The sequence below is a fragment of the Mesorhizobium sp. B2-1-8 genome (genome assembly GCF_006442545.2).
Taxonomy (GTDB): domain Bacteria; phylum Pseudomonadota; class Alphaproteobacteria; order Rhizobiales; family Rhizobiaceae; genus Mesorhizobium.
Window position 1 is genome coordinate 820,273 of sequence record NZ_CP083952.1, and the last position, 26,328, is coordinate 846,600.

Consider the following 26,328-nt stretch of genomic DNA (forward strand, 5'->3'; position numbering starts at 1 on the left):
ATTCGGCACCCCTATTAACGCCAAGCAGCCGGCTTGCCTATGCCTTGGGCTGACTAACTTCGTCGCGCCAGCGCCGGCCCGCCGTCTGGACGCCGAACAGTGAGGGGTTCCTGGCATAGGCGGCAAGTCCGAGGAGCGCCGCCAGCGGATGGGTGATGACATAGACCGGCATGGTGCGCATCAGCGCGCTGTGCGGCGCCTTGTCCTCGAAGGCGGCGCGGAAATTGCCCTCCTTCAATGCCGGCACGATCTTTTGCGCGATGCCGCCGGTGAGGAACACGCCGCCCCGGCTCATGAACACCAGCGCAAGGTCGCCCGCGGTGCGGCCGAGGCAGGTGACGAAGGTCTCCAGCGCTTCCTGCGCCACAGGATCGGTCTTGGCCAGCGCCGCAGCGGTGACCTCGGCCGGCGTGGTGAAGGGCGACGGCTTGCCGTCCGCCTTGGCCACCGCCCGGTAGACGTTGACTAGGCCGCGTCCGCACAGGATCTGCTCACCCGAAATGCGGCCCTCGAGCTTCTCGATATGCGGAAACACCTCGAAATCGCGCGGCGTGCGCGGGCCGATGTCCATATGGCCGCCTTCGCCGGGCACCGGTATCCAGTCATGCAGCGCATGGACCAGCCCGGCGACGCCGAGCCCGGTTCCCGGCCCCAGCACGACGCGGCCGGCATTGGGCTCCGGCGTGCCGCCGCCGATCTTTTCCATATGCTCTTCGCCGAGCGCCACGACGGCCAGCGCCTGCGCCTCGAAATCGTTGAGCACGACGATGTCGCTCAAGCCGAGACTGGCGAACATCTGCCTAGGCTTGACGACCCACGGGCAGTTGGTGAGCTCGATCTCGTCGCCGTCGACCGGCCCGGCCACCGCCAGCACCGCCGAATTGGGACGGACCGAGGAGCGGTCGAGCACGGCCGCCTGGATCGCCTCGTCGATGGTGTTGTAATTGGCGGTCTGGACGATGGTCGGCTCGCCGGCCTCGGAGTTGGCGTCGAGCACGATCGAAAAGCGCGCATTGGTGCCGCCGATATCGCCGATCAGGATCGGAAATCGCAGCAAAGTCTCGTCATCGGCTGTGCTTGGCATGCTCTCGTCCGTTCCCCGTCCGGGCTACGTGCCGCTGTTTTCCCGTTGACTAGCGCATGGCCTTGCAAAGGGAAAGCCGCTTGCTTTCAGTTCCAGGACAATCGCTTCGAATTTGAATCCGATCCTTGCGCCGTCTGCGCCGCCCCTCACCTGCCTGCCGGCATCCTCTCCCCGTATAGTGACGGGGAGAGGGGGCTACCATCGCCGATTTCGCCAATCACCAGTATTGCAAGGAGGACGCGGAGGTTGCGGCCAGCCCCTTCTCCCCGTCCCTATACGGGGAGAAGTGCCCGGCAGGGCGATGAGGGGCGGCGCCGACCTCGGCAATCAATCGTCAATTGCCGGGCCGTGGCCGTGGCACCGGCACGCCGACCTCCGGTGTCGCCATGAAGGCGTTCACAGCGCTTGGCAGGCCGGCCGTGCTGCTGGCCGTCACAGCGGGCAGCGCCGGCGCTTCGGGTTCGGGCGCCGCCACCGCGATCGGCACCGCGTCGCCATGATAGGTCGCGGCCTCGGCCGAGGCAGGCCCCGGCGCGTCGAGCACGGCGCGGCATTCCCTGGGCAGGTTGGCCATCGTCATCAGGTCGCGGGCCTTGGGCGCATCGGGGTTCTTGTTGGGCCGCCACGGCTCTTCGGTGAACCACCAGGCCAGCGGCTTGCCGCAGCCGTCGTCATCCGGTGTCGCCTCCTGCGCCTTGCAGTTGGGCGAGCCCGGCTGGCAGCCGATGCGCATGTGGAAATGATAGTCGTGGCCCCAGAACGGCCTGATCTTGCGCAGCCAGGAGCGGTCACCCTTGACGGTGTCGCAGAGCTTTTTCTTGATGCCCGGATTGACCAAGATGCGCTCGACCTGCGGATAGCTCGCCGCGCGCTTCAGCAACGCCGTGTGCTGCGGCGTCCATAGCGCGTCCTTCACCAGATGCGTCTTCTCGTCGACCATCAGCGTGGCGCTCATGGTCTCGCGCTGCGCCCTGGTCATCGTGCGGTCGGGCATCGGCGTCAGCCAGATGTCGGCGTCCAACCCGATCTGGTGCGACGCATGGCCGGTCAGCATCGGGCCGCCGCGCGGCTGCGCGATGTCGCCGATCAGCAGACCCGGCCAGCCGTCGGCGACCGCGTCGCGCGACAGTTTCTCGATCAGCGCGATCAGCGCCGGATGGCCCCAGCGACGGTTGCGCGATGGCCGCATCACCTGCCAGGTCGGGCCATCCATGGGAATGGCGACGCCGCCGGCAAAGCAGCCCTTGGAATAGAAGCCGAAGGATTGAGGGGCGGTAGCCGTCGGCAGTTTCTCGGCGCCGAACAGGTCTTTTGCCCGTTCCTCGGCCGCTGCCGGTTGTGGGGCGAGACCGGTCAATGCGAACAGACCAAGCGCGGCGGCGAGCAGTGATTTTTTTCCGAGAGACGTCGCTGTCTTCATGAAACCGGATCCACAAACCCCAAGCCCGAATCATAGCACGCAACATGCGACGCTTCGATCGCTCTAGCTTTTGGCGCAATTCCGGACGGAAAACCGTTTCACACTTTTCCTGGAATTGCTTATCCCTTCATCGGACTGCGCGGCGCGCCCTCGCGCCAGTCGCCGCTTGCCCACATATGGTCGAAGGCGGCGCGATAGTCGGGAAAGCGAAACCGATAGCCCGCCGCCTTGATCGCCGCATTGGCGACCCGCTTGTTCTCGCCATAGAAGGACCGCGCCATGGGCGAAAGTTGCGCGGTCTCGAACGGAATTTCGGGCGGCGGCTCAACCCCCATCAGCGAAGCGGCATAGGCGACGACATCCTGCGGCGGCGCCGGCTCATCGTCGGTGACATTGAAGATGCCGCCCGTATTGCCGCCGATCAGATGCCACAGCGCGCCCGATATGTCGTCGCAATGGATGCGGTTGAACACCTGGTCCGGCTTGACCAGGCGTCTGGCCGTGCCGTTTTCCAGGTTGACCAGCGCGTTGCGGCCCGGACCGTAGATGCCCGACAGCCGCAGGATCGCCACCGGCCGGTCGATGTCCCGGCCGAGTTTCAGCCAGGACTGCTCGGCCTCGACCCGCATCATCGAGCGCTTCGAAACCGGCCGGCACGCGGCCGTTTCATCGACCCAGGCACCGCCATGATCGCCATAGACGCCGACGGTCGAGAGATAGCCGATCCACTTCAGGTCAGGCATCCCCGCGATTGCTTCCCGGGCGGCATTCAGCACGGGATCGCCGGTTTCTTCCGGGGCGATCGAAATCACCAGATGGGTGGTTTTCTCCAGCGCATCGCCGATGTCGCCCGTCAACCTCCCATCGAACAGCAGTGGGTCGATGCCGGCCTGCCGCAGCGCATCGAATTTTTCTTCAACGCGTGTCGTGCCGACGATCGTGGCGGCTCCCGTATTGGCGCGGGCAAAGGCCTTACCCGAATAGCCGGCGCCGAAGATGAAGACCTGCTTTTCGCTCATGCATGCGTCCTGTTTGGCCGCGCCAGGCGCCATTCCTCGCGGACGGCGCCATCGCTCTCGCTCTTCAGGCCGTTCGCGGCCCGTTCGGCATATTCGGTTTCCGGCACCAGCCGCGCCAGCGCCCATATTGCCGCGCCCCGCACCAGCGGCGAGGCGTCGCCGAGCAGGTCCCGGACGATGCCGGCAAGGGCGGCCTCGCCGGAATTGCCGGCGGCGATCAGCACGTTGCGGACAAAGCGGTCGCGACCGATGCGTTTGATCGGCGAGCCGGAGAAGAAGGCGCGGAAGGCCACGTCATTGAGGGCCAAGAGGTCGGCGAGCGCAGGCTCACGCAATTCGTCGCGCGCGGCGAGCTTGGCTTCGGACGCGGCGCGGGCGAACTTGTTCCACGGGCAAGCGGCGAGGCAGTCGTCGCAGCCATAGATGCGGTTGCCGATCGCCTCGCGGAATTCATGCGGGATCGGCCCCTTGTTCTCGATGGTGAGATAGGAAATGCAGCGCCGCGCATCGAGCCTATAGGGGGCTGGGAACGCGTCGGTCGGGCAGGCGTCGAGGCAGGCGCGGCAGGAGCCGCAATGGTCGATCTCGGCGCTATCCGGCGCCAGTTCGGCCGTGGTGAAAATGGTGCCGAGGAACAGCCAGGAGCCGTGCTCGCGGCTGACCAGATTGGTGTGCTTGCCTTGCCAGCCCAGGCCTGCTGCTTCCGCCAGCGGCTTTTCCATGACGGGGGCGGTATCGACGAACACCTTCACGTCGCCGCCGGCGCGCGCGACGATCTTGCCGGCGATTTCCTTCAGCCGGCCTTTCATCACCTCGTGATAGTCGCGGTTTTTCGCGTAGACCGAGATCGCGCCACGGTCGCGCCTTGCCAGCACATCGCGCGGGTCATGGTCCGGCCCATAATTCATCGCCAGCACTATGATCGAGCGCACGTCGGGCCACAGCGTCGAAGGCTCGCTGCGGCGCTCAATCGTCTCGGCGATCCAGTCCATGGAGCCGTGAAAGCCGTCGGCGACGAACTCGGCCAACCGTGCCGGCGCCAGCGGAATCGCGTCGGGAGTGGTGACGGCGACGGCATCGAAGCCGGCGCGCCGCGCTTCCGCGTCGATCAGTGCACGCAGTTTTGCCGCGTCAGAAGTCGAGGTCCGCATAATGCGATACCGGCGACAGGCCGCGCACGCGGTCGGTCAAGAGCGGCCGGAAAGAGGGCCGCGACTTCACCCGCGTGTACCATTCGCGCGCGGCGGGGTGTTCGCGCCAGTCGATCTCGCCGAGATAGTCGAGCACCGACAGCGTCGCGGCGGCCGCCAGATCGGCATAGGTGACCCTGCCGCCGGCCAGCCAATGACGGGTGCCGGCCAGCCAGTTGGTGTATTTCATGTGCTGGCGGATGTTGGCGCGCGCGGCGCGGATGGCGCCCGAATCGGGCGAACCGCCGCCGGCGGTTTCCGGCATCACCGGCTTCAGCACGCGCTCGCGCACGAGGTGGCGGGTGACTTCGCCTTCGGCCTTGTTGAGATACCAGTCGATCAGCCGGCGGATTTCGGCGCGCTGCATCGGGTCCTCGGCGAACAGCCGCTTGTCGCGCTTGAGCACGCCGCGCGTCTCGTCGAGATATTCCGAGATGACCGTCGCACCGATGATCGGCACGTCACCCTCGGCCAGCAGGATCGGCAGCGTGCCGGCCGGATTCAGCGCCAAGAACTCCTTGCGGCGCGTCCACGGCTTTTCCTCGATCAGCGCCAGCTCCTCGCCATACTCGCCAAAGGCGAGGCGGACGAAGCGGCAGGTGGCGAACATGGGATGGTGGAAAAGCGTCAGCATGGTTCCGCGATGATAAAGCGCACTGGTTCAGAATCCGGAATTCGCGCATCGCGCTTGTCCCAGGTGTGGCGAATTCCGGATTGCCACACTGGCGAATCGCAAGGCGCACCGGTAAGTCTTGGCCGCCCGGTTAGCGGGCCGTCAGGGGTGTTGCGACCTATAGGGGGACTTCGGCGCCATGACAAGCAAGCCATTCCGTTAGCCGTCACGCCAATGCCGAGGTAGAAATGGAAAGCCAGACCATCGTCGAAGCCCTGCTGCTCGGCCTGCTGGAGGGACTGACCGAATTCATCCCGGTGTCCTCGACCGGCCATATCCTGCTCGCGGGCCATTTCCTCGGCTTCCAGTCGACCGGCAAGGCCTTCGAGATCCTGATCCAGCTCGGCGCCATCCTGGCCATCCTCAGCGTCTATTTCCGGCGCCTGTGGCAGATGCTGCTCGACCTGCCGCATGACCGGCTGACGCGGCACTTCGTCATCGGCATCCTCATCGCCTTCCTGCCGGCCGCGATCATCGGCGCGCTGGCGCACGACTTCATCAAGACGGTGCTGTTCGAATCGCCGCGACTGATCTGCATCATGCTGATCATCGGCGGCGTGGTGCTGCTGGTGGTCGACCGCATGAACCTCAAGCCGGTCTATCGCGACGTCGAGCGGTTTCCGACCAGGCTTTACCTGCAGATCGGGCTTTTCCAGTGCCTGTCGCTGATCCCCGGCACGTCCCGCTCCGGGTCGACCATCGTCGGCGCGCTGCTTCTGGGCGTCGACAAGCGGGCGGCGGCGGAATTTTCCTTCTTCCTCGCCATCCCGACCATGGTCGGCGCCTTCGCCTTCGATCTGTTCAAGAACCGCAACGTGCTGACTTCTGCCGACCTGCCGATCATCGCCATCGGCTTCGTCGCCGCCTTCGTCACGGCGCTGTTCGTGGTCCGCTTCCTGCTCGATTACGTCTCGCGCAACGGCTACTCGCTGTTCGGCTGGTGGCGGCTGGTGGTGGGGATTGTCGGGTTGGTGGCGCTGATGGTTTGGGGGTGATTGCAAGGGCAATCGCGTCGGTTTGAATAGGCGCGTTATCAGAAATTTGCGCTGCCCCTCACCTGCCTGCCGGCATCCTCTCCCCGTATAGGGACGGTGAGAGGGGCGCTGTCATCTGCGATTTCGCCAATTACAACGGTTGCAAGAAGGGCGCAGTCGCTGCGGCCGCTCCCTTCTCCCCGTCACTATACGGGGAGAAGTGTCCGGCAGGGCGATGAGGGGCGGCACCGCTTTTGCAATCTAGCTCCTCCCATAAAACGCATTCGGGACATGCACCGGCCAGCGCCAGGGTAGCACGGCGACCATGTCGAAGCGCATCGACAGCCTGCCATAGTCCGGCTGGCGCGACAGCCAGATGTCGGCCGCACCCTCGATGCGGCGCTCCGATTCGTGGCCGATCGCTTCCATGGCTTCGATCAGCGTGCGGCGCGCCTTGACCTCGACGAACAGGACGAGGTCGCCACGCCGTGCGATCAGGTCGATCTCGCCGAAGCGCGTGCGATGGCGGCGCGCCAGGATGCGGTAGCCCTTCAGCATCAGCGCGGCAGCCGCCAGCCATTCGCCGCGATGGCCGCGCCGGTAGGCCTTCTGGCGGCTGGCGCTCGGGCGCTCAGCCACCGCCGCCTTCCCTTTGCTCGACCATGACCTCTGGACAAACGAAACCGTTTGTCCGAGAAAACCACGCTCCACTTTTTGGGGTCATGGCCTGTCCCTGAGTTCCAGCAGCCGCCGATACAGCGCCTGTTTCTGGCCGCCGGTCATTTTCGCGGCCTCCGCCGCCGCCTTGGAGGCCGGCATTTCGGCGGCGAGCGACAAAAGCAGACGGTCGATGTCTTCGGGTTCGTTGGCCTTGGCCTCGGCGGGGCCGATGCAGACGACGATCTCGCCCTTCGGCGTATCGGCCGCCGCATAATGGTCGGCGAGCGCCCGCAGCGTACCGGTGCGCATCTCCTCGAAGGTCTTGGTCAATTCCCGGCCGATGGCGGCTTGGCGTTCGCCGCCGAGCGCTTCGACCATGGCGCCGAGCGACTCGGCCAGCCGGCGCGGCGATTCGAAGAAGATCAGCGTCGCCGGCACGGCTTTCAACGCTTCCAGCCGCGACAGCCGCTGGCCAACCTTGACCGGCAAAAACCCGGCGAACAGGAAGGCGTCGGACGGCAGGCCGGATGCGGTGAGCGCGGCAAGCGGCGCCGAGGGCCCGGGAATCGGCACGACGCGAATGCCATGGTCGAGCGCCTCGCCGACCAGCCGGTAGCCGGGATCGGAGACCAGCGGCGTGCCGGCATCGGAAATCAGCGCCACGCTCTGGCCGGCTTCGAGTGCCGCGATCAGTTTCGGCCCGGCCTCGCCGGCATTGTGTTCATGATAGGCTGTTGTGCGGCGGCGAATGCCGTAGCGGTCGAGCAGCACGCGCGACACGCGCGTATCCTCGCAGGCGACGATGTCGGCGGCGGCCAGCGTCTCCAGCGCGCGCAGCGTGATGTCGGCCAGATTGCCGATCGGCGTCGCCACCAGATACAGCGCCGGCTCGAGCGGACGGGCCGCGATCTCGGTCTGCCCGACCACATAGCTGCGCTTGCCCGTCTCGCCAGTCACCGATGCCGTCTCCGTTCAAGCCTGTTTGGCCTGCCAAATCCTGTTTGGCATGGCTGGCGCCGGCTTGCAAAACTCACGCCGATGTAAGGCAATCGCCATTCCTTCGCCACAGTAGGGAACGAAACCGGTCTTGGCAGATTTAGCCCCTGATTCCCAAGGGAGGGCAGGATGGACAGCCTGACGATACAGGACGCTTTCGAGCCCTATTATGCCGGCCGCAGCCGGATGGCCGCACGCCAGGACAAGCGGCTGCCAGCCCGGAACGAGACCAGCCTGACCAAGCAGGCCGCGAGTGCCTTGCCGACAGACGTCAGGCTTTCCGACAACAAACCCGACAGCACGACGGAGCACTGACCGGACGATGCCCAATCGCTTCGATATCTTCATCACCCGTCTTGAAACGAAAAACGCCCGCAACGGCGCACCCTTGCCCTCTTTGGGCGACCAGCACCGCGGCCGCCGCGACAAGGACAACGCCAAGCCAGTCCGCTCCGGAGAGTCCCACGCCGAGAAGGAGCGCGGAAAGCACCGCCACAAGCACGACGCCTGATCTGGCTCGGATCGGCGAGGCGGCCGCCGAAGGCGGAGAGGCGAACGCCGGGGCCGGGCGCTCAGTCCAGATATCGTGAAACGCGTGCCTTCAGAAGCGCTATCAGCTCCGGGTCCATGAACTCGTAGTCGTCCGCTATGTCGAGGCAGATCACCTTGGCCGCCTTCAGGCCGGCCTTGAATTTCTTCTGCAATTTCGTGCGGTGGATTTTCTCCATGACAAAGATGATATCGGCCCAGGCGACCAGCTCATGCGTCAGCGGCTTTTCGGCATCGTGATTGGTGCCGGCCGAGGTGACTTCGATGTCGCGCCGCGTGGAAAACACCTGCTCGGCGGTCGGGCTGCGCAAGCGGTTCTGGCTGCAGACGAAGAGGACGTTTTTCAAAGGATTACCGTGCTAGGTCCGCCACCACGGCGTCGAGCACGATCATGCCGGCCGGCGTGGCGCGCAGCCGCGCATTGCCGATCGGCGCCACCAGCCCCTCGCCCTGTAGCGCCGACAGCCGCGCCGTGGACAAGCCGCGTCCGGAAAAGGCCTCGTAGCGGGAGAGGTCGATGCCTTCAGCGAGCCGCAGCCCCATCAAAAGAAACTCGTCCGCCTCTTCCGAGCGCGTCAGGAGCTCGCCGCCGGTGACGCCATGGCCCTTGGCCTCGACCAGATTGGCCCAGGTTTCCGGCATTCTCTCCGCGATGGTCACCACCCGATGGCCGTTCTCGACGAAGCGGCCGTGCGCGCCGGGGCCGACGCCGACATATTCGCCGTAGCGCCAGTAGGTCAGATTGTGCCGGCTCTCGGCGCCCGGCCGCGCGTGGTTGGAAATCTCGTAGGCCGGCAGGCCGTGCGCCGACGTGATTTCCTGCGTCAACGCGTAGAGGTCGGCGGCGTGATCGTTGTCTGGAATGATGAATTTCTTCGCCGCGTACAGCGCATGGAAGGGCGTGCCTTCCTCGATGGTCAGCTGGTAGAGCGACAGATGGTCGGCGGCATGGCCGATCGCCTGTTCGAGCTCCGCCCGCCAATCCTGTGGCGTCTGTCCGGGGCGCGCATAGATCAGGTCGAAGGACAGGCGCGGAAAGATTTCGCGCGCGAGCCCGATGGCGTGCAAGGCTTCCTCGACATTGTGCAGCCGGCCGAGAAAGCGCAAATCCTTGTCGTTCAGCGCCTGCACGCCGAGCGAGACGCGGTTGACCCCCGCCGCCCGGTAGCCACGGAAACGCTCCGCCTCGACTGAAGACGGGTTGGCCTCGAGCGTCACCTCGATGCCGTCAGGCACCGTCCAGTTCCTGGCCACCGCGTCGAGAACCCTGGCCACCGTTTCGGGCTTCATCAGCGACGGCGTGCCGCCGCCGAGAAAAATGCTGGTCACTTCGCGCGGCCCGGTGCGCTGGCGCATCGTTGCCAGCTCGGCCTCGAAGGCGGCGGCGAAACGCTCCTGGTCGACCGGCTGGTGGCGGACATGGCTGTTGAAGTCGCAATAGGGGCATTTGGCCGCGCAGAACGGCCAATGTACGTAGACGCCGAAGCCGGGACTGCGGTCGAGCGCCATGGTGGTGCCGGGTCCGATCATGCTGAGCCAGGCCTGGCCGAACCGAGCCGAGCTTGGGCGAATTTCTGGAAGGCGCGGGCGCGGTGCGACAGCGCCGTCGCCTGGCCGGGTTTCCAGCCGTGCTTTTCCTCCGCGCTCATCTCGCCGAAGGTTTTGTCGAAGCCATTGGGCAGGAACACCGGATCGTAGCCGAAACCGAGCTCGCCGCGCGGCGGCCAGACCAGCGTGCCCTCGGCCTCGCCGCGATAATATTCGGCCTCGCCGTCGGGAAAGGCGAGGCAGATGACGGCGACGAAGCGGCCCGTGCGCCGTTCGGGCGTGGCCGCGCCGACTTCCTGCAGCGCCACTTCGGTGCGCTGCATGGCCATGGCGAAATCGCGCGATCCGTCCGGCGTCTCGGCCCAGTTGGCGGTATAGACGCCGGGCGCCCCGTCGAGCGCGTCGACGCAGAGGCCGGAATCGTCCGACAGCGCCGGCAGGCCGGTCGCCTTCGCGGCGGCGAAGGCCTTGATGTAGGCGTTTTCCTCGAAGGTGGTGCCGGTTTCGTCCGGTTCGGGCAGGCCATACGCCTTGGCCGATTTCGCCTCGAAGCCGAACGGACCCATCAGGTCGGCGAATTCGCGCAGCTTGCCAGCGTTGTGGCTGGCGACGACGATCTTCTTGCCATCGAGTGAATGCATCAAAGGCCCCAGATTCTTGGCTCGGCGAACTCGATCGAATTGCCCGAGGGGTCGCGTATATAGATCGAACGGCCACCTTGCGGCCATTCGAATTCGCTTTCGATGGCGATTTTCTTCGCCTGGAGATGGGCTCTCCAGCCGTCGATTTCAGCGGCGGTCGCGGCAAAGCACAGATGGCCTTCGCCGATAGCGCCGTGCGGCGGCACTTTTAGCCTCGCGTCCGGTGCGGGCGGAATTTTGGTCGCCTCGGCGTTGAAGACGAGCAGAACGCCCGGACCGCAGCGGAAGAAGAGGTGGCGGCCGTCGACCTTGCCGAGCGGTTCGAGGCCGAGGACGTCGGTGTAGAAGTGCTCAGCGGCGTCGAGGTCGGAGACGTAGAGGGCCGATTCCAGGATGGCGGAGGGTATCACGAGGCGCCCCCCTCTGCCCTGCCTGGGATCTCCCCCACTAGGGGGGAGATCAGCGGCCATCGCGGCTTTCGCCAATCATTTGCGTTGCAGGATTGAGTGGAGCGCCGAAGCTGCCAATCTCCCCCCATGTGGGGGAGATGTCCGGCAGGACAGAGAAGGGCGCTCAAGCTCGACATTTCGAAATTACGCCACCGCCATCTGCTGCAGGCTGACCAGCCGGGAAATGCCCTTCTTGGCCAGGCCCATAAGCGCCGCGAACTGGTCCTCGGAGAAAGGTTCGCCTTCGGCGGTGCCCTGGATCTCGACGATGCCGCCCTTGCCGGTCATGACGAAATTGGCGTCGGTGCCGGCCGAGGAATCCTCGACATAGTCGAGGTCGATGACCGGCTGGCCGTCATGGATGCCGCAGGAAATCGCCGCGACATGGTCCTTCAGCACTTTCGAAACGCTGGCCATCTGCCGCGCTTCCATCCAGCGCAGGCAATCATACAGCGCCACCCAGCCGCCGGTGATCGAAGCGGTGCGGGTGCCGCCATCAGCCTGGATGACATCGCAGTCGACGGTGATCTGCTGTTCGCCCAGCGCCTGCAGATCGACCACGGCGCGCAGCGAACGGCCGATCAGGCGCTGGATTTCCAGTGTGCGGCCGCCCTGCTTGCCGGCGGAGGCCTCGCGGCGCATGCGCTCGCCGGTCGAACGCGGCAGCATGCCGTATTCGGCTGTCACCCAGCCCTTGCCGGAATTGCGCATCCAGCCCGGCACCTTCTCCTCGAGGCTGGCGGTGCACAGGACATGGGTGTCGCCGAACTTCACCAGGCACGAGCCTTCTGCGTGCTTGGAGACGCCGCGCTCGAAGGATATGGCGCGCATTTCGTCGAATTGGCGTTTGGAGGGGCGCATTCAGCCTGCTTTCTTGTCATTTTTTGAATCGTGGCCGGCTTTTAGACGCAAGGGGGGCAGCGCGCAAAGGAAAACGGACCGGTGATCCGACACGGACACCGGGGTGATCCGACACAGACGCCGGGGTGATCCGACACAGACGCCGGTTGCGCGCGGCCCACCGAAGTCTATATCCTGGAGCCGGAGGTTTTTTGGCCGAATGACCAAGGCAGTAGATCCCGCGTCGCAGTCGCCCGCGCTTCAATCGCTCGACATGCGCTCGCGCGACATCTTCCGACGCATCGTCGATTCCTATCTGAGGGACGGCGAGCCGGTGGGCTCGCGCAGCCTGTCGCGCATCCTGCCGTCCTCGCTGTCGCCGGCCACCATCCGCAACGTGATGAGCGACCTCGAGCATCTCGGCCTGATCTACGCGCCGCATATTTCGGCCGGGCGTCTGCCGACGCAGGCCGGCCTGCGCTTCTTCGTCGATGCCTTTATGGAGCTCGGCGACCTTTCCGACGAGGAACGCCGCACCATCGAAGCGCAGGTGCGGGCCTCCGGCTCGGGTGCGACGCTGGAGCACATGCTGACCGAGGCCAGCCAGATGCTGTCGGGCATGTCGCGCGGCGCCGGCCTGGTGCTGGCGGCCAAGAACGAGGTGGCGCTGAAGCATATCGAGTTCATCCAGCTCGAGCCGACCAAGGCGCTTGCCGTGCTGGTGTCGCAGAACGGCGACGTCGAGAACCGCGTCGTCGACCTGCCGGCCGGCATCACCGTTTCGCAATTGCACGAGGCTTCGAATTTCCTCAACGCGCATATTCGCGGCCGCACGCTGGCCGAGGCTCGAACCGAGATCGCCCGCATCAAGGAAGAAACGAGGGCGGCGCTCGACACGCTGTCGCAGGACCTCGTCGAGAAGGGACTGGCTGTGTGGGCGGGCGCCGAAAGCGGGCTGCCGGCACGACTCATCGTACGCGGCCGCGCCAATCTGCTCGAAAACGTCACCGCCCAGGCCGACATCGAATTGCTGCGGCATTTGTTCGAGGACATGGAGACGCAGGACGGACTGATCCAATTGCTCGACCTCGCCGAGGAGGGATCGGGCGTGCGCATCTTCATCGGTTCGGAAAACAAGCTGTTCTCGCTGTCGGGCTCGTCGCTGGTGGTGGCGCCCTATCGCGACAAGGACGCCCGCGTCGTCGGCGCGCTCGGCGTCATCGGCCCGACCCGGCTCAACTATGCCCGCATCGTGCCTATGGTTGACTATACGGCGCAGCTGATATCGCGCATGCTTCGATAGGTGTATTGATATTCGGGTGAAGCCGGCCTGCAAACGGTGGCTTCCTGCGCTTCCGGTGCCCGCGTACTTAAGTACGCTCCGCTCCGGTTCTCGTAAGCCACCGTTTTCGACTCGGCCAGACCCGAATCTCGACACCCTTTGGTGCGACACCGAAGGACCGGCTGCAAAGGAGAAAAAGAATGGCGCTGGAATCATTCAAGGCCCAGATCAGCCTGCTGCTCGAAGAGATGGTCAACCAGCCGGAGGACCAGCACGAAATTCAGGAACAGCTGCGCGAAAAACTGCGGGAAATGCGCGCCATGGGCCTGCCGTTGCCGGCCGATCTCGTGGAACTGGAAAAACGCCTGGACGACGATTTTTACGCTGCCGGGACCTGATTCCAGAAGTTTGCTCTCCGGGCGTGACGGAACCCACGGACAAGCCGATCGTTGATTTCTTCCACGACCCACTGGAGAAAGTGATGCGATTGGCCGGACTGGCGATGTCCGCACTGTTTCTCACGACCGCGGCTCTCGCCCAGCAGGCCGATCAGCCCGTGCTCAAAGGCCCGGCGGCCTTCGGCGACTGGCGGGCCGACAAGCCCGGCGTGCGCCGGTTGATCAAGCCGGAAGACTTGCCGAGGCCCTATGTCACCAAATCCGCTTCGAACAGCGCCGGCCTGACGGATAGGCCGCAAGACGCCAAGCCACAACTGCCGCCCGGCTTTTCGGCGGAACTCGTCGCGTCCGGCATCGACAATCCGCGTGTGGTGCGCGTCGCGCCGAACGGCGACCTGTTCGTCGCCGACAGCGAAGCCAACCAGGTCCGTGTCTACCGGCTGACGAACGGAAGCGCGAAAGCCGCGGAGAAAAGCATCTTCGCCGGCGGCCTCAACCGGCCCTACGGCATCGCCTTCTATCCGCCCGGCAATGACCCGCAATGGGTCTATGTCGCCAACAGCGATAGCATCGTGCGCTTTGCCTATCGCAATGGCGACCTGAAGGCCTCGGGCGAGCCGCAAACCATCGTCGACAACATTCCGGCGAATCACCACTGGACGCGCGACATCGCCTTCTCGCCCGACGGCAAGACACTTTACCTCTCCGTCGGCTCCGGCTCGAATATCGCCGAGGACATGGGCAAAAGACCCAGAGGCGGGCTCGACGCGTGGGTCAAGTCGAAGCCGCTCGGCGCCAGTTGGGGCGCCGAGGCGGGCCGGGCCGAGGTGCGGGCCTTCGACCCCGACGGCAAGAATGGACGCATCGTCGCCACCGGGCTGCGCAACTGTTCGGGCATGACCGTGCAGCCGGCGACCGGTGCGCTGTGGTGCGTCGTCAACGAGCGCGATGCGCTCGGCGACAATACGCCCGCCGAATACGCGACGACGGTCAGGGAAGGCGCCTTCTATGGCTGGCCCTGGTATTACATCGGCAACAATGAGGACCCGCGCCACAAGGGCGCGCGTCCCGACCTCGCCGGCAAGGCTGATATTCCCGATGTGCTGATGCAGGCGCATTCGGCGCCACTCAACATCGCTTTCTACGATGGCAAAAGCTTTCCGGCCGAGTATCAAGGCGATGCCTTCGTGGCCCTGCACGGCTCGTGGAATCGCGGGAACAGGACTGGCTACAAGGTAGTCCGTCTTCTGTTCAAGGATGGCAAGCCGACCGGCGAATACGAGGATTTCATGACCGGCTTCGTCGTCTCCAATGGCAAGGTCTGGGGCCGGCCGGTTGGCGTGGCGGTGGCCAAGGACGGGGCGCTGATCGTCACCGAGGACGGCAACGGCACGATCTGGCGCGTGACTTATAGTGACGGACGGTCCTGATCCGTCTATTGGCAGCCCTGGCCCCCATCAGGTCTCACAGAGGTCTGGTGCAATCGAATCCATTCCTCGGTAAATTCAATTCCATTCAGATATATGCGATAAAGCGCCCTCATCCGAGACCACATCCATGACACTCACCGGCTTTCTCGCCTACAGCGCCGCGCTCGGCGTCGCCGCCGCCATCCCGGGCCCCGGCGTCACAGCGCTCGTCGCACGTGCGCTCGGCTCCGGCTTTCGCTCGTCGCTCGCCATGTCCTTCGGCCTGATGCTTGGCGATCTCATCTATCTGACCGCCGTGGTGCTGGGCCTGGCCTTCGTCGCACAGGAGTTCGGCATGGTTTTCCTGGCGATCAAATGGGCCGGCGTCGCGTATCTCGCCTTCCTCGGCTGGCGCTTCTGGACCGCCGGCATCACGCCCGAAACCATCGAAGCCAGGAAGGGCAAGGGCGGCTTGCTGTCGAGCTTCGTCGCCGGGTTGACCGTGACGCTCGGCAATCCAAAGACGATGATCTTCTACCTCGCCATCACGCCCACCATCGTCGACCTGAAGACGATCACGCTTGCCGACTACGGCATTCTCGTCGCGCTGACGGTCGTCGTGCTGTTCGTCGTGCTGGTGCCTTACCTGGCGCTGGCGGCCAAGGCGCGCTGGTTCCTGAAGTCGCCGCGCGCGCTCAAGGTGCTGAACCGCACCGCCGGTGCCTTCATGGTTGGCGCCGCAGCGGCGATCGCTGCTCGTCAGTAGGCCTTTTGGCCAAACCATTCCCTGGCCCGGCTGTTTCGAGAAATGGTTTTCCGGGGGCCAGGCGTTTTCAGCACGCGCCCCACTCGGATATTTTCGAGCCGCAGCCTATCTTGCGCGGCTGAAAGCCCTATTCTGTCGGCTACTGCCAATTGCCTGAAATCCAGGGAGCGAAACCAATGAACAAGCCCGTCACTTCAGCCCGCGTGCCCGGCCGCGGCCGTATCTACGATTCCGTCACCGACACGATCGGCGATACGCCCCTGGTACGGCTCGACAAATTCGCCAAGGAGAAGGGCGTCGTCGCCAATCTGGTCGCCAAGCTCGAATTCTTCAATCCGATCGCCTCGGTCAAGGACCGCATCGGCGTGGCGATGATCGAAGCGCTGGAGGCAGCCGGCAAGATTACCCCGGGCAAGACCACGCTGATCGAACCGACATCCGGCAACACCGGCATCGCGCTTGCCTTCGCCGCCGCCGCCAAGGGCTACAAGCTGATCCTGACCATGCCGGAGACGATGTCGGTGGAGCGCCGCAAGATGCTGGCGCTGCTCGGCGCCGAGCTGGTGCTGACCGAAGGCCCGAAAGGCATGAAGGGCGCCATCGCCAAGGCCGACGAACTGGCCGCGACGATCCCCAACGCCATCATTCCGCAGCAGTTCGAAAACCCGGCCAATCCGGAAATCCACCGCAAGACGACAGCGGAGGAAATCTGGAACGACACGCAGGGCGAGATCGACATCTTCGTCGCCGGCATCGGCACTGGCGGCACCATCACCGGCGTCGGCCAGGTCTTGAAGAAGCGCAAGCCCGCGCTGCATGTCGTCGCCGTCGAGCCGGATGCCTCGCCGGTGCTGTCGGGCGGCCAGCCCGGCCCGCACAAGATCCAGGGCATCGGCGCCGGCTTCGCGCCAAAAATCCTCGACACCACGATCTATGACGAGATCGTCAAGGTCTCGAACGAGGATTCCGTCGCCAATGCGCGCCTCATCGCCCGCCTCGAAGGCGTGCCGGTCGGCATCTCGTCGGGCGCGGCCCTGCAGGCGGCAATCGTCGTCGGCTCGCGGCCCGAGAACAAGGGCAAGACCCTGGTGGTGGTCATCCCCGACTTCGCCGAGCGGTATTTGTCGACGATCCTGTTCGAGGGGCTGGGGGCTTAGGTTTTCGACACCCAGGAATAGCATGCGCCGGCGGGCCAGCGCCCCCCTCTGCCCTGCCGGGCATCTCCCCCTCGAGGGGGAGATTGGCAATTTCAGCCCCGCGCTCGTTCTTCAGCGTCGAAAATTGGCGAAAGCATTCATGACATCCGATCTCCCCCCTTGAGGGGGAGATGTCCGGCAGGACAGAGGGGGGCGCTGGCCCGCCAGCCTCACTGGTCCTGCACCGTGAGCCTGGCCCGCTGAAAAACTCCCCGTGGCCGCCGGCGCGCCGCTTTAGCCGACCCCTGCTTCCGGTTCATATCACCTCCGGTCCGCGAGAAGACGGCCGGGGGAGGATTCCATGTACAAGCTCTATACGCGTCCCGGCAGCGGCGGCTTCGTCGTCGAGGCGGCGCTGGCGCTGATCGATGCGCCTTTCGAACGGATCGACGTGCCGAAGAGCGAGGCGCCCGATCCGGCCTTTCTCGCCATCAGCCCGTTGAACCAGGTGCCGGTGCTGACCTTGCCGGACGGATGCTCGATCACCGAATCGGCGGCGATCTGCATCCTTCTCGCCGAGCGCCACCCGCAGGCCGGCCTGGCGCCGGCGGTCGATGCGCCCGCCCGCGCGGAGTTCCTGCGCTGGATGGCTTTCATGCCCTCGGTGCTCTACCCGGCGGTGCTGCGGTTCTACTATGCCCATCGCTACACGGCGGATGCGGACGGTACGAAGGCGGTGAAACAGGCGGCGGTCGCCGAATTGGACCGCGGTTTTGCCGTCGTCGATGACGCCTTACATGGCCGCGACTGGCTTGTCGGCGATAAGATGTCGGTGGCCGACATCTATCTCGTCATGCTGGTGGCCTGGCATCCCGACATCGACAGGGCGCGGGCAGCCTGGCCCGATATCGAACGCCTGTGGGCGCGGTTGCGGGAGCATCCGCTCATGAAGACGCTTAACACGGCGCACGAGATGTGGCCGGCCTGAACGGACGGACCGAAAGGCCACCCGCGCTCCGGCACCTCACTGCACGAGCGCGGCGCGTTTTTCCTGCAGGAAGCGGCGCACCGCCGGATCGCGCTCGAGGCCGATCGCGCGGTCATAGGCTTCGACCGCCTGCGGTCCCTGGCCGAGCCTGGCCAGAAGGCCGGCACGCGCGGCCCAGTAGGGCTGGTAATCATCGAGCCGCTTGTCGTCACCCAGCACGTAGAGAGCCGCCAACCCCGCCACCGCGCCCTCAGTCTCGGCGATAGCCACCGCGCGGTTGATCGCCACGACCGGCGATCGCGCGATCGAAAACAGCGCGTCGTAAAGCTCGCGGAGCGCGCTCCAGTCGGTGCGGCCGGTCAACCGCCGCGCCGCATGGACGGACTGTACCGCCGCCTCCAGCTGGTAGCGGCCGATGACACCCCTGGTCGCGGCGCCGCGAAGACATGCTTCGGCCTCGTCGACCAGGGCATGATCCCAGAGTGCATGATCCTGCTCGGCGAGCGGCACATAATCTCCGGCCGGGTCGCGCCGCGCGGCGCGGCGCGCCTCGGCGAACAGCATCAGCGACAGCAGGCCCAGTGCCTCCGGCTCGTCCGGCAGCAGCGAGGCCACCAGCCGGCCGAGCCAGATACCTTCGGTGGCGAGGTTACGGCGCCGCGTCTCGGTGCCGGCCGGGTCGGACCAGCCCTCGGCGAAAGCGGCGTAGATCGCCTCCAGCACCGCGTCCAGCCTTTCCCCGAGTTCGGTCCGCTCCGGCACGCGGAACGGAATGCCGGTCTCGCGGATGCGGCTCTTGGCGCGCACCAGGCGCTGGCCCATCGTGGCCGGCGAGAGCAGGAAGGCGGAAGCGATCGTCGCGGCATCGAATCCAAGGATGGTCTGCAGGATCAGCGGCGCCCGCACGCCGGGTTCGATCGCCGGATGGGCGCAGGCGAACATCAGCCGCAATCGTTCGTCGGGCAGGTCCTCGTCGGTCATGCGCGCTTCCGCCTCCTCGGCAATGAGCTTGAGATGGTCACGGCCGGCTTCGCTGGTCAGCCGCCGCCGCACCGCATCGACACGCCGCCGCCTGGCCACGGCGAGCAACCAGGCTTCCGGCTTTTCCGGCACGCCGGTGCGCGGCCAGCGTTCGAGCGCCGCCGCAAAGGCGTCGGCCAGCGCGTCCTCGGCGGCGGCCACGTCGCGCGTGCGCGCGGCGAGCCAGGCGACCAGCTTGCCATAGCTCTGCCGGGCGGCGGCCTCGGCGGCCGCCCGGGCGATCTCCGGGCGAGTATCCATCACGCCGTCACTTCTTGGGCATATAGTCGGCCATTTCCCAGATCGGCCGCAGCTCGACGGTGCCGGTGCTGGCCGCCGGACAACGCGCCGCCCAGTCGATGGCGGTATCGATGTCGGCCGCCTCGATCATGTAGAAGCCGGCAAGCTGCTCCTTGGTGTCGGCATAGGGACCGTCGACCACGTTGGTCTTGCCGTCGGCGATCCGCACCGAGGTCGTCGCCTGGGTCGGACGCAGCCTTTCGCCGGCCAGCCACGCGCCGGACTTCTTCAACGCTTCGGTATAGGCCGCATAGGCCGCGCTCATCTGCTGGGCTTTCTCGACCGGCGTGTTCGCCAGCGCGGCTTCGTCATTGTTGATCAAAAGCATGTATCGCATGGGTCTTCTCCCGTGGTTTGGAAGGCCGCTTCGTTGCGGGCCGAACGTATGTCGCGCGTCGGCGACCGATTTCGACAACTTGTGGAAAAAACTTTCGTCTCCGGCCGCGCCTTGTGCAAGCGGGCATGTGCTTCGCGACCTCTCAACCATTTGTCTAAAGCGTGGAATTGCGGGTTGGCATTTCTCTTCCGCTGTCTAAACTCGCCTCTGTTCGTGTCAGGGAGGTGATGCGGCCACCATTCAGGGAGGAGACCAGATGTTGAATTTCAGAACGAAATTCGTTGCTGTCGGCGCGATGGCGCTTTCACTTGGCCTTGGTGCGGCCTCAGCCAAGGCGCAGGAATTCATCAATGTGCTGACCGGCGGCACTTCGGGCGTCTACTATCCGCTCGGCGTGGCGCTGTCGGAAATCTATGGCAAGAATATCCCAGGCGTGCGCACCCAGGTGCAGGCGACCAAGGCCTCCGTCGAGAATTTGAACCTGTTGCAGCAGGGCAAGGGCGAGATCGCCTTTGCCCTCGGCGACTCTGTCAAGGCGGCGGCCGAGGGCGACAAGGAAGCCGGCTTCCCCAACAAGCTCGACAAATTGCGCGCGATCGCGGCCATCTATCCCAACTATGTGCAGATCGTCGCCAGCCAGGAGGCCGGCATCAAGTCCTTCGCCGACATGAAGGGCAAGAGCCTGTCGGTCGGCGCGCCGAAATCAGGAACCGAACTCAACGCCCGCGCCATCTTCGGCGCGCTCGGCATGAGCTACCAGGACCTGTCGCGGACGGAATACCTGCCGTTCGGCGAATCGGTCGAGTTGATGAAGAACCGGCAGCTCGATGCCACGCTGCAGTCGGCCGGCCTCGGCGTCGCCTCGATTAAGGACCTCGCATCCTCGGTGCCGATCACCGTGGTGGCGGTGCCGGCCGAAGTCGCGCAGAAGCTCGGCGCGCCGTTCAAAGCGGCGACCATTCCCGCCGGAACCTATCAGGGCCAGACGGAAGACGTGCCGACGCTGGCCATCACCAACATCCTGGTCACGCGTTCCGACCTGTCGGACGACGAGGCCTATCAGATGACCAAGCAGCTGTTCGAGCATCTCGACCAGATGGTCGCCGCGCACAGCGCGGCCAAGTCGATCAAGCTGGAAGACGCGATCAAGGGACTGCCGATTCCACTGCATCCGGGGGCCGAGCGCTACTACAAGGAAAAGGGCCTGCTGTAGCAGCGCGAATTGCGCTGCGAACGGCAAGGGCCGGCCGCCGGCCGGCCCCTTCCCGTTGATGGAACTCTCTTTTCGAGGCGCCGATGACCGACAGCCATAACGAGCAGGCCGTCACGGACGATTTCCACGATCCGACCGGACGCGGTTTCGCCGACACGCTCGAGGGCCGCCTGCTGTTCTGGATCGCGGTTGCCTTCTCGCTGTTCCAGATCGCAACGGCCGCCCATGTCCTGACCGTGCCTAGCCAGGTGCTGCGCGCCGTCCATGTCGGCTTCCTGATGCTTCTGGCCTTCCCGCTCGTCGCTTCGGCGCGCGGCCTGCCCGCCGCCGGCAAGGCGTTTGCCTGGGCAATGGCACTCGCGGGGGTGGCGGTCGCGGCTTATCAGTACATAGAATACCAGCCGCTGATTTTCCGCGCCGGCGACCTCAACACGCTCGATCTCGTCTTCGGCGTGGTGGCGCTGGTCACCATCTTCGCCGCCGCCTACGCCATGATGGGGCCGGCCTTGCCGATCATATCGGGCTGCTTCCTGCTCTACGCGCTTTTCGGCCAATATCTGCCGTGGCCGCTCAATCATCGCGGCTATGATTTTTCGCAGGTCATCGACCAGATGGCCTATGGCACGGAAGGCATCTACGGCATTCCGATCTACGTGTCGGCCACCTACATCTTCCTGTTCATCCTGTTCGGCTCGTTCCTGGAACGCGCCGGCATGATCAAGCTGTTCACCGACGTCTCGCTCGGCTTCGTCGGCCATGCACGCGGCGGCGCCGCCAAGGTGGCGGTCATCGCCTCTGGCCTGATGGGCACGATTTCGGGATCGGGCGTCGCCAATGTCGTCACCACCGGCCAGTTCACCATTCCGCTGATGAAGCGCTTCGGCTACCGCGCCGCCTTCGCCGGCGGCGTCGAGGCGACCGCGTCCATGGGCGGCCAGATCATGCCGCCGGTGATGGGCGCCGTCGCCTTCATCATGGCCGAGACGCTCGGTGTCCAATATTACGAGGTCGTCAAGGCGGCGATCATCCCGGCCCTGCTCTATTTCGCCTCGGCCTTCTGGATGGTGCATCTGGAAGCCGGCAAACATGGCCTGCTCGGCCTGCCGCGCGCCGACCTGCCGTCGCCGCTGAAGGCATTTCGCGAGCGCTGGTACCTGATCCTGCCGCTCGGCGTCCTCATCTATCTCCTGTTCTCGGGCTACACGCCGCTCTATGCCGGCACCATCGGTCTGGCCATGACGGTGCTGTTGATCCTGGGCGGCTCGGTGGCGCTGGGGTTTTCGTCGATGGCATTGCGCGTCATCTTCTGGATCGGCCTCGGCCTGGTCGCCGCCAGCTTCTTCAAGATCGGCATCAACGCCATCCTGGTCGCGGCGCTGGTGCTGATCGTCGCCAATCTGTTCGTCGCGGGCGGGCGCGATACGCTGGCCGCCTGCCGCGATTCGCTGGCCGAGGGTGCCCGCACCGCGCTTCCAGTCGGCATTGCCTGCGCCGTCGTCGGCGTCATCGTCGGCACCATGACCTTGACTGGCGCGGCGACCACCTTCGGCGCCTTCATCGTCTCGATCGGCCAGTCGAGCCTGTTCCTGTCGCTGATCCTGACCATGATCACCTGCATCGTGCTGGGCATGGGTATCCCGACCATTCCCAACTACATCATCACGGCATCGATCGCCGGGCCGGCGCTGCTCCAGCTTGGGGTGCCGCTTCTGGTCGGCCACATGTTCGTCTTCTACTTCGGCATATTGGCCGACCTGACCCCACCGGTGGCGCTGGCCTGTTTCGCGGCCGCCCCGATCGCGCGCGAAAGCGGGCTGAAGATCGCGTTCGAGGCGATAAAGGTCGCCGCCGCCGGCTTCATCGTGCCGTTCATGGCGGTGTACACGCCGGCGTTGATGCTGCAGGACGGCGGCGTTCTGGCAACCGAAATCGGCTACTGGCCGGCGGTAGCCTATATCGTCGTCAAGACGGTGCTGGCTATCGGCCTGTGGGGCGCGGCGGTGATCGGCTTCCTGCGCACGCGGCTGCTGACCTGGGAACGGCTGCTGGCAGCGCTGGCCGCCTTCATGCTGGTCGCCGCGCTGCCGATGACCGATGAAGCGGGCTTTGCGCTTTCCCTCTTGATGATTGCGGCGCATTGGTATCGCAGCCGTGGCATGGCAGATGCCAGCCGTGGCACGGCAAGCGCCAGCCGGGGCATGGCAGATGCCAGCCGCGGAACGACGGATGTCCGGCCTGGATCGCCGCCGCCATGAGCCTGTGCATCCTCGCCGCCGGCAAGACGGTGACGTTGACGGTCGCAGCTTTCACACTGTCCTGGATCCATTCGGTGGAACGGACGCGCTGGGAGGAGGACTGGAAGGTGACGCCGTCCGGCCTGCAAGTGGTCGAGGCCCGCATCGAGGGCTCGGGGGCCGGCATGGAGCCGCAGGAAGGCGCCGTGCTGCGCGACGGCTGGTGGGTCTATGCGCCCAGGGTGGGCGCCCAGCGTCGCGTCATGCTCGCCGCCTCCGGCGCGACCGGCGGCGGCTGGACGCTGTGCACGGTTCAGGGCTGCCTGGAACTCGGCAAGACGGCGGGCGAGACGATCTCGCTCGAGCCGTGCGAAGCCACAGGCTCCAGCCAGCCGCGATAGCGCACGATCAGGCTGGTGAGCGGATCCGAAATCTCGACATGCATTACAGCAATTCCAGGAAAAGTGTGTAACGGTTTTCCCGGGAAAAGCGCTAGCGCTTTCCCTAGGGAATTGCGTTAAAACAAAGAGTTAGGGCGGTTCGGCGATTCTATCAAACGCTGAACCGCTCTAGCCGATCAGCCGCCCTCGCAGCTCGGCCGACGGGACGTCGCAACTGTCCTTCCTGCCGAACAGGGCATAACGATTCCTGGCGATGCGATCGTAGAGCCAGTCGCGCAGCGGGCGCGGCAAAAGCAATAGCACCCTGGCCGCGCGCCAAGGCCAGCCAAGCTCGGCCATCACGGCGACAAAACTGTCGAGACGGGTGAAGGGGACGCCGCCGACAAGGGCGAGATTGGTTTCGTAGCTGTTGGTCGGGAGGTGGTATTTGCGGAACAGTGCCTCGCCGAGCGGTGATTGCGCGGTGGCGAAGCGGAAGCGCGCTTTGCGGTCGAGGCGGACCACCATGTGCACGAAGCCCGAGCAGAACACGCAAACGCCGTCGAAGACGATCAGCGGATGGCTTGCATCAAAGGGTAGGGAAGGCGGCTTGGGATGGTCGGTCACGCTGGCCTCGGCTGCTCATGTCCCTGGGACACTAAGCCAGCCGATGGCGACGTCAAAGACGCGGCGATGTCGCACGCCGCCCGTCAGTGAGGACCGGGCGTTCGGCGCGATAGGCAGTGGCTCGGGTCTCGACGCCCGGCCTGCAGATGCGGCTGTTGTGGCGGCTCTCGAAGGTCATGGTCAGTGCGCGCCCAGTGACGTGCCGCGACGGGCGCAGGCCGGACCGGGGCCGCGCATGTAATAGCGCTCGGGCCGATAGGTCGGCGCGACGAACTCGCGGATGGCGGCGGCATAGCCGATGAGGTGCGTGAGGAAGTTCATTTTACCTGGTCCCTGTCCCGATTTTCGGATGTCCCTTCCGAATTGCGAGAACGATAGCATCGAGGCGTGAATACTCGGTGAACGTGATGTTAATTTCTGGTCGAAACCCCGTCGCTTCGTGGCCGGATTGCGGCTGATTCGGGGTGTTTCGGTGCCTTTTGTCGCCATTTCGTCTGGTGTGACTTTTGCATCACATATGTTTCGTTTGAATGTCGCCTTGGCGCGCTTGTGTTTCAACTTTCGTGCCGCCCTGGGAATTTCCTTGCCGGATGAGCGGTAAAGCCCGGAACCGCCCCGCGCAGCGGACGTTGGGATCCCAGGACCGGCATTGCCGGCTCGGAATCTCCGACACAAGCAAGAGCAATGGAAAGGCTGAAATCATGGGCTTCTTTTCGAAGGACATCAAAACGCTGGACGATCTCTTCGTGCACACGCTGCGCGACATCTATTATGCCGAGAAGCAGATCGAGAAGGCGCTGCCGAAGATGATCGACAAGGCAACAGACCCGCAGCTGCAGGCCGGCTTCGAAAAACACCTCGAACAGACCAGGGGCCATGTCGAACGCGTGGAAGAGGTGTTCGAGCTGTTTGGCGTGAAGGCCAAGCAGGTGAATTGCCCGGCCATCGACGGCATTCTCGAGGAAGCCGACGACGTCAGCGGCGACGTCGACGACAAGGATGTTCTCGACGCCGCGCTGATCGCCTCCGCCCAAGCCGTCGAACACTACGAAATGACCCGCTACGGCACCTTGATCGCCTGGGCCAAGCAGCTCGGCCGCAGCGACTGCGCCAATGTGCTGGCCAAGAACCTCAAAGAAGAGCAAGCGACAGATCGCAAGCTGACCGAAATGGCGGAAAGCAAGATCAACCTGCACGCCGCCGAATAGGGGCTGAAAGCCGGGCCGGCGGCAGAGCGCCGGCCCGGCCGGACGGGGTTGGAACCCATCGGGGTGGTCGTCCGTTCCAGCTGATCTTCTCAAGAGGAACCCATCATGGCGCCGCGTCCGGCCTGGAAAGGCTATCTGAAGCTCTCGCTGGTCACTTGCGCCATCGAACTGACCAATGTCGTCACCCATGCCGAGAAGGTCTCGTTCCGCATCCTCAACCGCAAGACCGGCAATACGGTGAAGCGGATCTACGTCGATGCCGAGACCGGCAAGCCGATCGAGGACGGCGACGAGATCAAGGGCTACGAGATCGACAAGGGCGATTTCGTCCATATAGAGGAGGACGAGATCGAGGCGGTGCAGATCGAATCCTCGCACACGATGAGCCTCGACGGCTTCGTCGACAAAGCCTCGATCGAGCAGATCTATCTCGACACGCCCTACTATGTCGCGCCTGCCGACAAGGTTTCGGAAGAGGCCTTCGCCGTCATCCGCGACGCCATGGCGGGCAAGAAGATGGCGGGGCTTGCCCGCATCGTGCTCTATCAACGCGAACGGCCTGTCGTCATCGAGCCGCTCGGCAAGGGCATGGTGCTGACGACGCTGCGCTACGACAACACGGTGCGCCAGCCGGAGACCGTCTTTGGCGACATCAAGGCGGTGAAGACCGATCAGGACATGACCGATCTGGCCGAGCTCATCATCGACAAGAAGAAGGCGAAGTTCGATCCCTCGAAATTCGAGGACAAATATGAGGATGCCCTGCTCGAACTGATCCGCGCCAAGAAGGCGGGGCACAAGGCGCCGAAGGCCAAGGCGGCCCCAAAACCATCCAACGTGGTCAACCTGTTCGACGCGCTGAAGAAAAGCCTGTCGTCGGATTCAGGCTCGTCGAAAGCGTCATCCTCGGCGAAAGCCAAGCCTGCCGCCAAACGCGCCAAGGCGAAAAGCGTTGCGCCGAAGCGCAAATCGGCCTGAGGATACGAG

30 protein-coding genes are annotated in these 26,328 nt (G+C 65.0%); 14 read left to right on the plus strand and 16 right to left on the minus strand.

Going from position 1 to position 26,328, the window contains the following annotated elements; genetic code table 11:
* Window positions 1-37: 37 nt before the first annotated feature.
* The 5 genes from FJ970_RS03875 to FJ970_RS03895 form a co-directional block, all read right to left on the minus strand.
* Window positions 38-1,084 (minus strand): glucokinase, encoded by a 1,047-nt coding sequence (locus tag FJ970_RS03875; protein ID WP_140764984.1) that lies wholly within the window; start codon window positions 1,082-1,084, stop codon window positions 38-40.
* Between the two features lie 334 nt (window positions 1,085-1,418).
* Window positions 1,419-2,504 carry a penicillin-insensitive murein endopeptidase gene (gene mepA / locus FJ970_RS03880; RefSeq protein ID WP_140764987.1) on the minus strand — a complete coding sequence of 362 codons (1,086 nt, stop codon included), beginning with the start codon at window positions 2,502-2,504 and terminating at the stop codon, window positions 1,419-1,421.
* Window positions 2,505-2,623: 119 nt separating this feature from the next.
* Complete coding sequence (locus FJ970_RS03885) at window positions 2,624-3,523, minus strand: SDR family oxidoreductase (RefSeq protein ID WP_140764990.1); 900 nt, start codon at window positions 3,521-3,523, stop codon at window positions 2,624-2,626.
* A complete protein-coding gene (queG, locus tag FJ970_RS03890; RefSeq protein ID WP_140764993.1) occupies window positions 3,520-4,674 on the minus strand; it encodes a tRNA epoxyqueuosine(34) reductase QueG in 1,155 nt (384 codons plus the stop codon). Before queG ends, FJ970_RS03885 begins: the two co-directional genes overlap by 4 nt.
* Window positions 4,655-5,347 (minus strand): glutathione S-transferase family protein, encoded by a 693-nt coding sequence (locus FJ970_RS03895; protein WP_140764996.1) that lies wholly within the window; start codon window positions 5,345-5,347, stop codon window positions 4,655-4,657. Before FJ970_RS03895 ends, queG begins: the two co-directional genes overlap by 20 nt.
* Before the next feature lie 227 nt (window positions 5,348-5,574).
* Here FJ970_RS03895 and FJ970_RS03900 point away from each other — a divergent pair, with 227 nt between their 5' ends.
* Window positions 5,575-6,381, plus strand: coding sequence for an undecaprenyl-diphosphate phosphatase (locus FJ970_RS03900; protein WP_140764999.1), 807 nt, complete (start codon window positions 5,575-5,577; stop codon window positions 6,379-6,381).
* Between the two features lie 240 nt (window positions 6,382-6,621).
* Here FJ970_RS03900 and FJ970_RS03905 read toward each other — a convergent pair whose 3' ends face one another.
* Together FJ970_RS03905 and rsmI are read right to left on the minus strand one after the other, a co-directional pair.
* Entirely contained in the window at window positions 6,622-6,999 is a 378-nt protein-coding gene (locus FJ970_RS03905) for a YraN family protein (RefSeq protein ID WP_015314716.1), read from the minus strand.
* An 81-nt stretch (window positions 7,000-7,080) separates the two neighbouring features.
* Entirely contained in the window at window positions 7,081-7,977 is an 897-nt protein-coding gene (gene rsmI, locus FJ970_RS03910) for a 16S rRNA (cytidine(1402)-2'-O)-methyltransferase (RefSeq protein WP_140765002.1), read from the minus strand.
* 168 nt (window positions 7,978-8,145) lie between these two features.
* On the opposite strand from rsmI, the gene FJ970_RS03915 reads away from it, so the two are divergent.
* Both FJ970_RS03915 and FJ970_RS03920 read left to right on the plus strand, forming a co-directional pair.
* The gene (locus FJ970_RS03915; RefSeq protein WP_140765005.1) at window positions 8,146-8,331 is read left to right on the plus strand and encodes a hypothetical protein; all 186 of its coding nucleotides are present in this window, start codon (window positions 8,146-8,148) and stop codon (window positions 8,329-8,331) included.
* A gap of 7 nt (window positions 8,332-8,338) precedes the next feature.
* Window positions 8,339-8,527, plus strand: a complete 189-nt coding sequence (locus FJ970_RS03920; RefSeq protein ID WP_140765008.1) for a hypothetical protein — start codon at window positions 8,339-8,341, stop codon at window positions 8,525-8,527.
* A 61-nt stretch (window positions 8,528-8,588) separates the two neighbouring features.
* Here the strand turns inward: FJ970_RS03920 and FJ970_RS03925 are convergent, their stop codons facing one another.
* The 5 genes from FJ970_RS03925 to rph form a co-directional block, all read right to left on the minus strand.
* Complete coding sequence (locus tag FJ970_RS03925) at window positions 8,589-8,912, minus strand: low molecular weight protein tyrosine phosphatase family protein (protein ID WP_140765011.1); 324 nt, start codon at window positions 8,910-8,912, stop codon at window positions 8,589-8,591.
* 4 nt (window positions 8,913-8,916) lie between these two features.
* Window positions 8,917-10,095, minus strand: a complete 1,179-nt coding sequence (hemW, locus tag FJ970_RS03930; protein WP_140765014.1) for a radical SAM family heme chaperone HemW — start codon at window positions 10,093-10,095, stop codon at window positions 8,917-8,919.
* Window positions 10,092-10,754, minus strand: coding sequence for an RdgB/HAM1 family non-canonical purine NTP pyrophosphatase (gene rdgB / locus FJ970_RS03935; RefSeq protein ID WP_140765017.1), 663 nt, complete (start codon window positions 10,752-10,754; stop codon window positions 10,092-10,094). The genes hemW and rdgB overlap by 4 nt, the downstream gene beginning before the upstream one ends.
* Window positions 10,754-11,164 carry a VOC family protein gene (locus FJ970_RS03940; RefSeq protein WP_140765020.1) on the minus strand — a complete coding sequence of 137 codons (411 nt, stop codon included), beginning with the start codon at window positions 11,162-11,164 and terminating at the stop codon, window positions 10,754-10,756. Before FJ970_RS03940 ends, rdgB begins: the two co-directional genes overlap by 1 nt.
* 183 nt (window positions 11,165-11,347) lie before the next feature.
* Complete coding sequence (gene rph, locus FJ970_RS03945; RefSeq protein ID WP_140765026.1) at window positions 11,348-12,064, minus strand: ribonuclease PH; 717 nt, start codon at window positions 12,062-12,064, stop codon at window positions 11,348-11,350.
* Between the two features lie 199 nt (window positions 12,065-12,263).
* Between rph and hrcA the strand changes: the two genes are divergently transcribed.
* The 6 genes from hrcA (at window position 12,264) to FJ970_RS03975 (ending at window position 18,022) form a co-directional block, all read left to right on the plus strand.
* On the plus strand, window positions 12,264-13,346 hold the full coding sequence (gene hrcA / locus FJ970_RS03950) for a heat-inducible transcriptional repressor HrcA (RefSeq protein WP_140765029.1): 1,083 nt from the start codon (window positions 12,264-12,266) through the stop codon (window positions 13,344-13,346).
* A gap of 179 nt (window positions 13,347-13,525) precedes the next feature.
* Window positions 13,526-13,723, plus strand: coding sequence for a hypothetical protein (locus tag FJ970_RS03955; protein ID WP_015314792.1), 198 nt, complete (start codon window positions 13,526-13,528; stop codon window positions 13,721-13,723).
* An 83-nt stretch (window positions 13,724-13,806) separates the two neighbouring features.
* Entirely contained in the window at window positions 13,807-15,153 is a 1,347-nt protein-coding gene (locus tag FJ970_RS03960; RefSeq protein ID WP_181178815.1) for a PQQ-dependent sugar dehydrogenase, read from the plus strand.
* A 127-nt stretch (window positions 15,154-15,280) separates the two neighbouring features.
* Window positions 15,281-15,898, plus strand: coding sequence for a LysE family translocator (locus FJ970_RS03965; protein ID WP_140765032.1), 618 nt, complete (start codon window positions 15,281-15,283; stop codon window positions 15,896-15,898).
* Window positions 15,899-16,074: 176 nt separating this feature from the next.
* On the plus strand, window positions 16,075-17,055 hold the full coding sequence (gene cysK, locus FJ970_RS03970; RefSeq protein ID WP_140765034.1) for a cysteine synthase A: 981 nt from the start codon (window positions 16,075-16,077) through the stop codon (window positions 17,053-17,055).
* 340 nt (window positions 17,056-17,395) lie between these two features.
* Window positions 17,396-18,022 carry a glutathione S-transferase family protein gene (locus FJ970_RS03975; RefSeq protein ID WP_140765037.1) on the plus strand — a complete coding sequence of 209 codons (627 nt, stop codon included), beginning with the start codon at window positions 17,396-17,398 and terminating at the stop codon, window positions 18,020-18,022.
* 36 nt (window positions 18,023-18,058) lie between these two features.
* Here the strand turns inward: FJ970_RS03975 and FJ970_RS03980 are convergent, their stop codons facing one another.
* Window positions 18,059-19,303 carry an RNA polymerase sigma factor gene (locus tag FJ970_RS03980; protein ID WP_140765040.1) on the minus strand — a complete coding sequence of 415 codons (1,245 nt, stop codon included), beginning with the start codon at window positions 19,301-19,303 and terminating at the stop codon, window positions 18,059-18,061.
* 7 nt (window positions 19,304-19,310) lie between these two features.
* Window positions 19,311-19,679, minus strand: a complete 369-nt coding sequence (locus tag FJ970_RS03985) for a YciI family protein (RefSeq protein WP_140765043.1) — start codon at window positions 19,677-19,679, stop codon at window positions 19,311-19,313.
* Between the two features lie 256 nt (window positions 19,680-19,935).
* Between FJ970_RS03985 and FJ970_RS03990 the strand changes: the two genes are divergently transcribed.
* From FJ970_RS03990 to FJ970_RS04000, 3 genes are all read left to right on the plus strand, one after another.
* Window positions 19,936-20,892, plus strand: coding sequence for a TAXI family TRAP transporter solute-binding subunit (locus FJ970_RS03990; RefSeq protein ID WP_140765046.1), 957 nt, complete (start codon window positions 19,936-19,938; stop codon window positions 20,890-20,892).
* 83 nt (window positions 20,893-20,975) lie between these two features.
* Window positions 20,976-23,147 carry a TRAP transporter permease gene (locus FJ970_RS03995; protein WP_140765048.1) on the plus strand — a complete coding sequence of 724 codons (2,172 nt, stop codon included), beginning with the start codon at window positions 20,976-20,978 and terminating at the stop codon, window positions 23,145-23,147.
* Window positions 23,144-23,527, plus strand: a complete 384-nt coding sequence (locus FJ970_RS04000; RefSeq protein ID WP_140765051.1) for a DUF1850 domain-containing protein — start codon at window positions 23,144-23,146, stop codon at window positions 23,525-23,527. Before FJ970_RS03995 ends, FJ970_RS04000 begins: the two co-directional genes overlap by 4 nt.
* A 168-nt stretch (window positions 23,528-23,695) precedes the next feature.
* Here FJ970_RS04000 and FJ970_RS04005 read toward each other — a convergent pair whose 3' ends face one another.
* Both FJ970_RS04005 and FJ970_RS04010 read right to left on the minus strand, forming a co-directional pair.
* Window positions 23,696-24,133, minus strand: a complete 438-nt coding sequence (locus tag FJ970_RS04005; RefSeq protein ID WP_140765053.1) for a thiol-disulfide oxidoreductase DCC family protein — start codon at window positions 24,131-24,133, stop codon at window positions 23,696-23,698.
* A 180-nt stretch (window positions 24,134-24,313) separates the two neighbouring features.
* Window positions 24,314-24,454, minus strand: coding sequence for a hypothetical protein (locus FJ970_RS04010; RefSeq protein WP_013892047.1), 141 nt, complete (start codon window positions 24,452-24,454; stop codon window positions 24,314-24,316).
* Window positions 24,455-24,834: 380 nt separating this feature from the next.
* Here FJ970_RS04010 and FJ970_RS04015 point away from each other — a divergent pair, with 380 nt between their 5' ends.
* Both FJ970_RS04015 and FJ970_RS04020 read left to right on the plus strand, forming a co-directional pair.
* Entirely contained in the window at window positions 24,835-25,341 is a 507-nt protein-coding gene (locus FJ970_RS04015) for a ferritin-like domain-containing protein (protein WP_140765055.1), read from the plus strand.
* Between the two features lie 105 nt (window positions 25,342-25,446).
* The gene (locus FJ970_RS04020; protein ID WP_140765057.1) at window positions 25,447-26,319 is read left to right on the plus strand and encodes a Ku protein; all 873 of its coding nucleotides are present in this window, start codon (window positions 25,447-25,449) and stop codon (window positions 26,317-26,319) included.
* Window positions 26,320-26,328 lie beyond the last annotated feature (9 nt).

Coding starts and splice junctions, on each gene's coding strand:
- FJ970_RS03875 (WP_140764984.1), bottom strand. CDS start 1,084: ATGCCAAGCACAGCCGATGACGAGACTTTGCTGCGATTTCCGATCCTG.
- mepA (WP_140764987.1), bottom strand. CDS start 2,504: ATGAAGACAGCGACGTCTCTCGGAAAAAAATCACTGCTCGCCGCCGCG.
- FJ970_RS03885 (WP_140764990.1), bottom strand. CDS start 3,523: ATGAGCGAAAAGCAGGTCTTCATCTTCGGCGCCGGCTATTCGGGTAAG.
- queG (WP_140764993.1), bottom strand. CDS start 4,674: ATGCGGACCTCGACTTCTGACGCGGCAAAACTGCGTGCACTGATCGAC.
- FJ970_RS03895 (WP_140764996.1), bottom strand. CDS start 5,347: ATGCTGACGCTTTTCCACCATCCCATGTTCGCCACCTGCCGCTTCGTC.
- FJ970_RS03900 (WP_140764999.1), top strand. CDS start 5,575: ATGGAAAGCCAGACCATCGTCGAAGCCCTGCTGCTCGGCCTGCTGGAG.
- FJ970_RS03915 (WP_140765005.1), top strand. CDS start 8,146: ATGGACAGCCTGACGATACAGGACGCTTTCGAGCCCTATTATGCCGGC.
- FJ970_RS03920 (WP_140765008.1), top strand. CDS start 8,339: ATGCCCAATCGCTTCGATATCTTCATCACCCGTCTTGAAACGAAAAAC.
- hemW (WP_140765014.1), bottom strand. CDS start 10,095: ATGATCGGACCCGGCACCACCATGGCGCTCGACCGCAGTCCCGGCTTC.
- rdgB (WP_140765017.1), bottom strand. CDS start 10,754: ATGCATTCACTCGATGGCAAGAAGATCGTCGTCGCCAGCCACAACGCT.
- rph (WP_140765026.1), bottom strand. CDS start 12,064: ATGCGCCCCTCCAAACGCCAATTCGACGAAATGCGCGCCATATCCTTC.
- hrcA (WP_140765029.1), top strand. CDS start 12,264: ATGACCAAGGCAGTAGATCCCGCGTCGCAGTCGCCCGCGCTTCAATCG.
- FJ970_RS03955 (WP_015314792.1), top strand. CDS start 13,526: ATGGCGCTGGAATCATTCAAGGCCCAGATCAGCCTGCTGCTCGAAGAG.
- FJ970_RS03960 (WP_181178815.1), top strand. CDS start 13,807: ATGCGATTGGCCGGACTGGCGATGTCCGCACTGTTTCTCACGACCGCG.
- FJ970_RS03965 (WP_140765032.1), top strand. CDS start 15,281: ATGACACTCACCGGCTTTCTCGCCTACAGCGCCGCGCTCGGCGTCGCC.
- cysK (WP_140765034.1), top strand. CDS start 16,075: ATGAACAAGCCCGTCACTTCAGCCCGCGTGCCCGGCCGCGGCCGTATC.
- FJ970_RS03975 (WP_140765037.1), top strand. CDS start 17,396: ATGTACAAGCTCTATACGCGTCCCGGCAGCGGCGGCTTCGTCGTCGAG.
- FJ970_RS03980 (WP_140765040.1), bottom strand. CDS start 19,303: ATGGATACTCGCCCGGAGATCGCCCGGGCGGCCGCCGAGGCCGCCGCC.
- FJ970_RS03985 (WP_140765043.1), bottom strand. CDS start 19,679: ATGCGATACATGCTTTTGATCAACAATGACGAAGCCGCGCTGGCGAAC.
- FJ970_RS03990 (WP_140765046.1), top strand. CDS start 19,936: ATGTTGAATTTCAGAACGAAATTCGTTGCTGTCGGCGCGATGGCGCTT.
- FJ970_RS03995 (WP_140765048.1), top strand. CDS start 20,976: ATGACCGACAGCCATAACGAGCAGGCCGTCACGGACGATTTCCACGAT.
- FJ970_RS04000 (WP_140765051.1), top strand. CDS start 23,144: ATGAGCCTGTGCATCCTCGCCGCCGGCAAGACGGTGACGTTGACGGTC.
- FJ970_RS04010 (WP_013892047.1), bottom strand. CDS start 24,454: ATGAACTTCCTCACGCACCTCATCGGCTATGCCGCCGCCATCCGCGAG.
- FJ970_RS04015 (WP_140765055.1), top strand. CDS start 24,835: ATGGGCTTCTTTTCGAAGGACATCAAAACGCTGGACGATCTCTTCGTG.
- FJ970_RS04020 (WP_140765057.1), top strand. CDS start 25,447: ATGGCGCCGCGTCCGGCCTGGAAAGGCTATCTGAAGCTCTCGCTGGTC.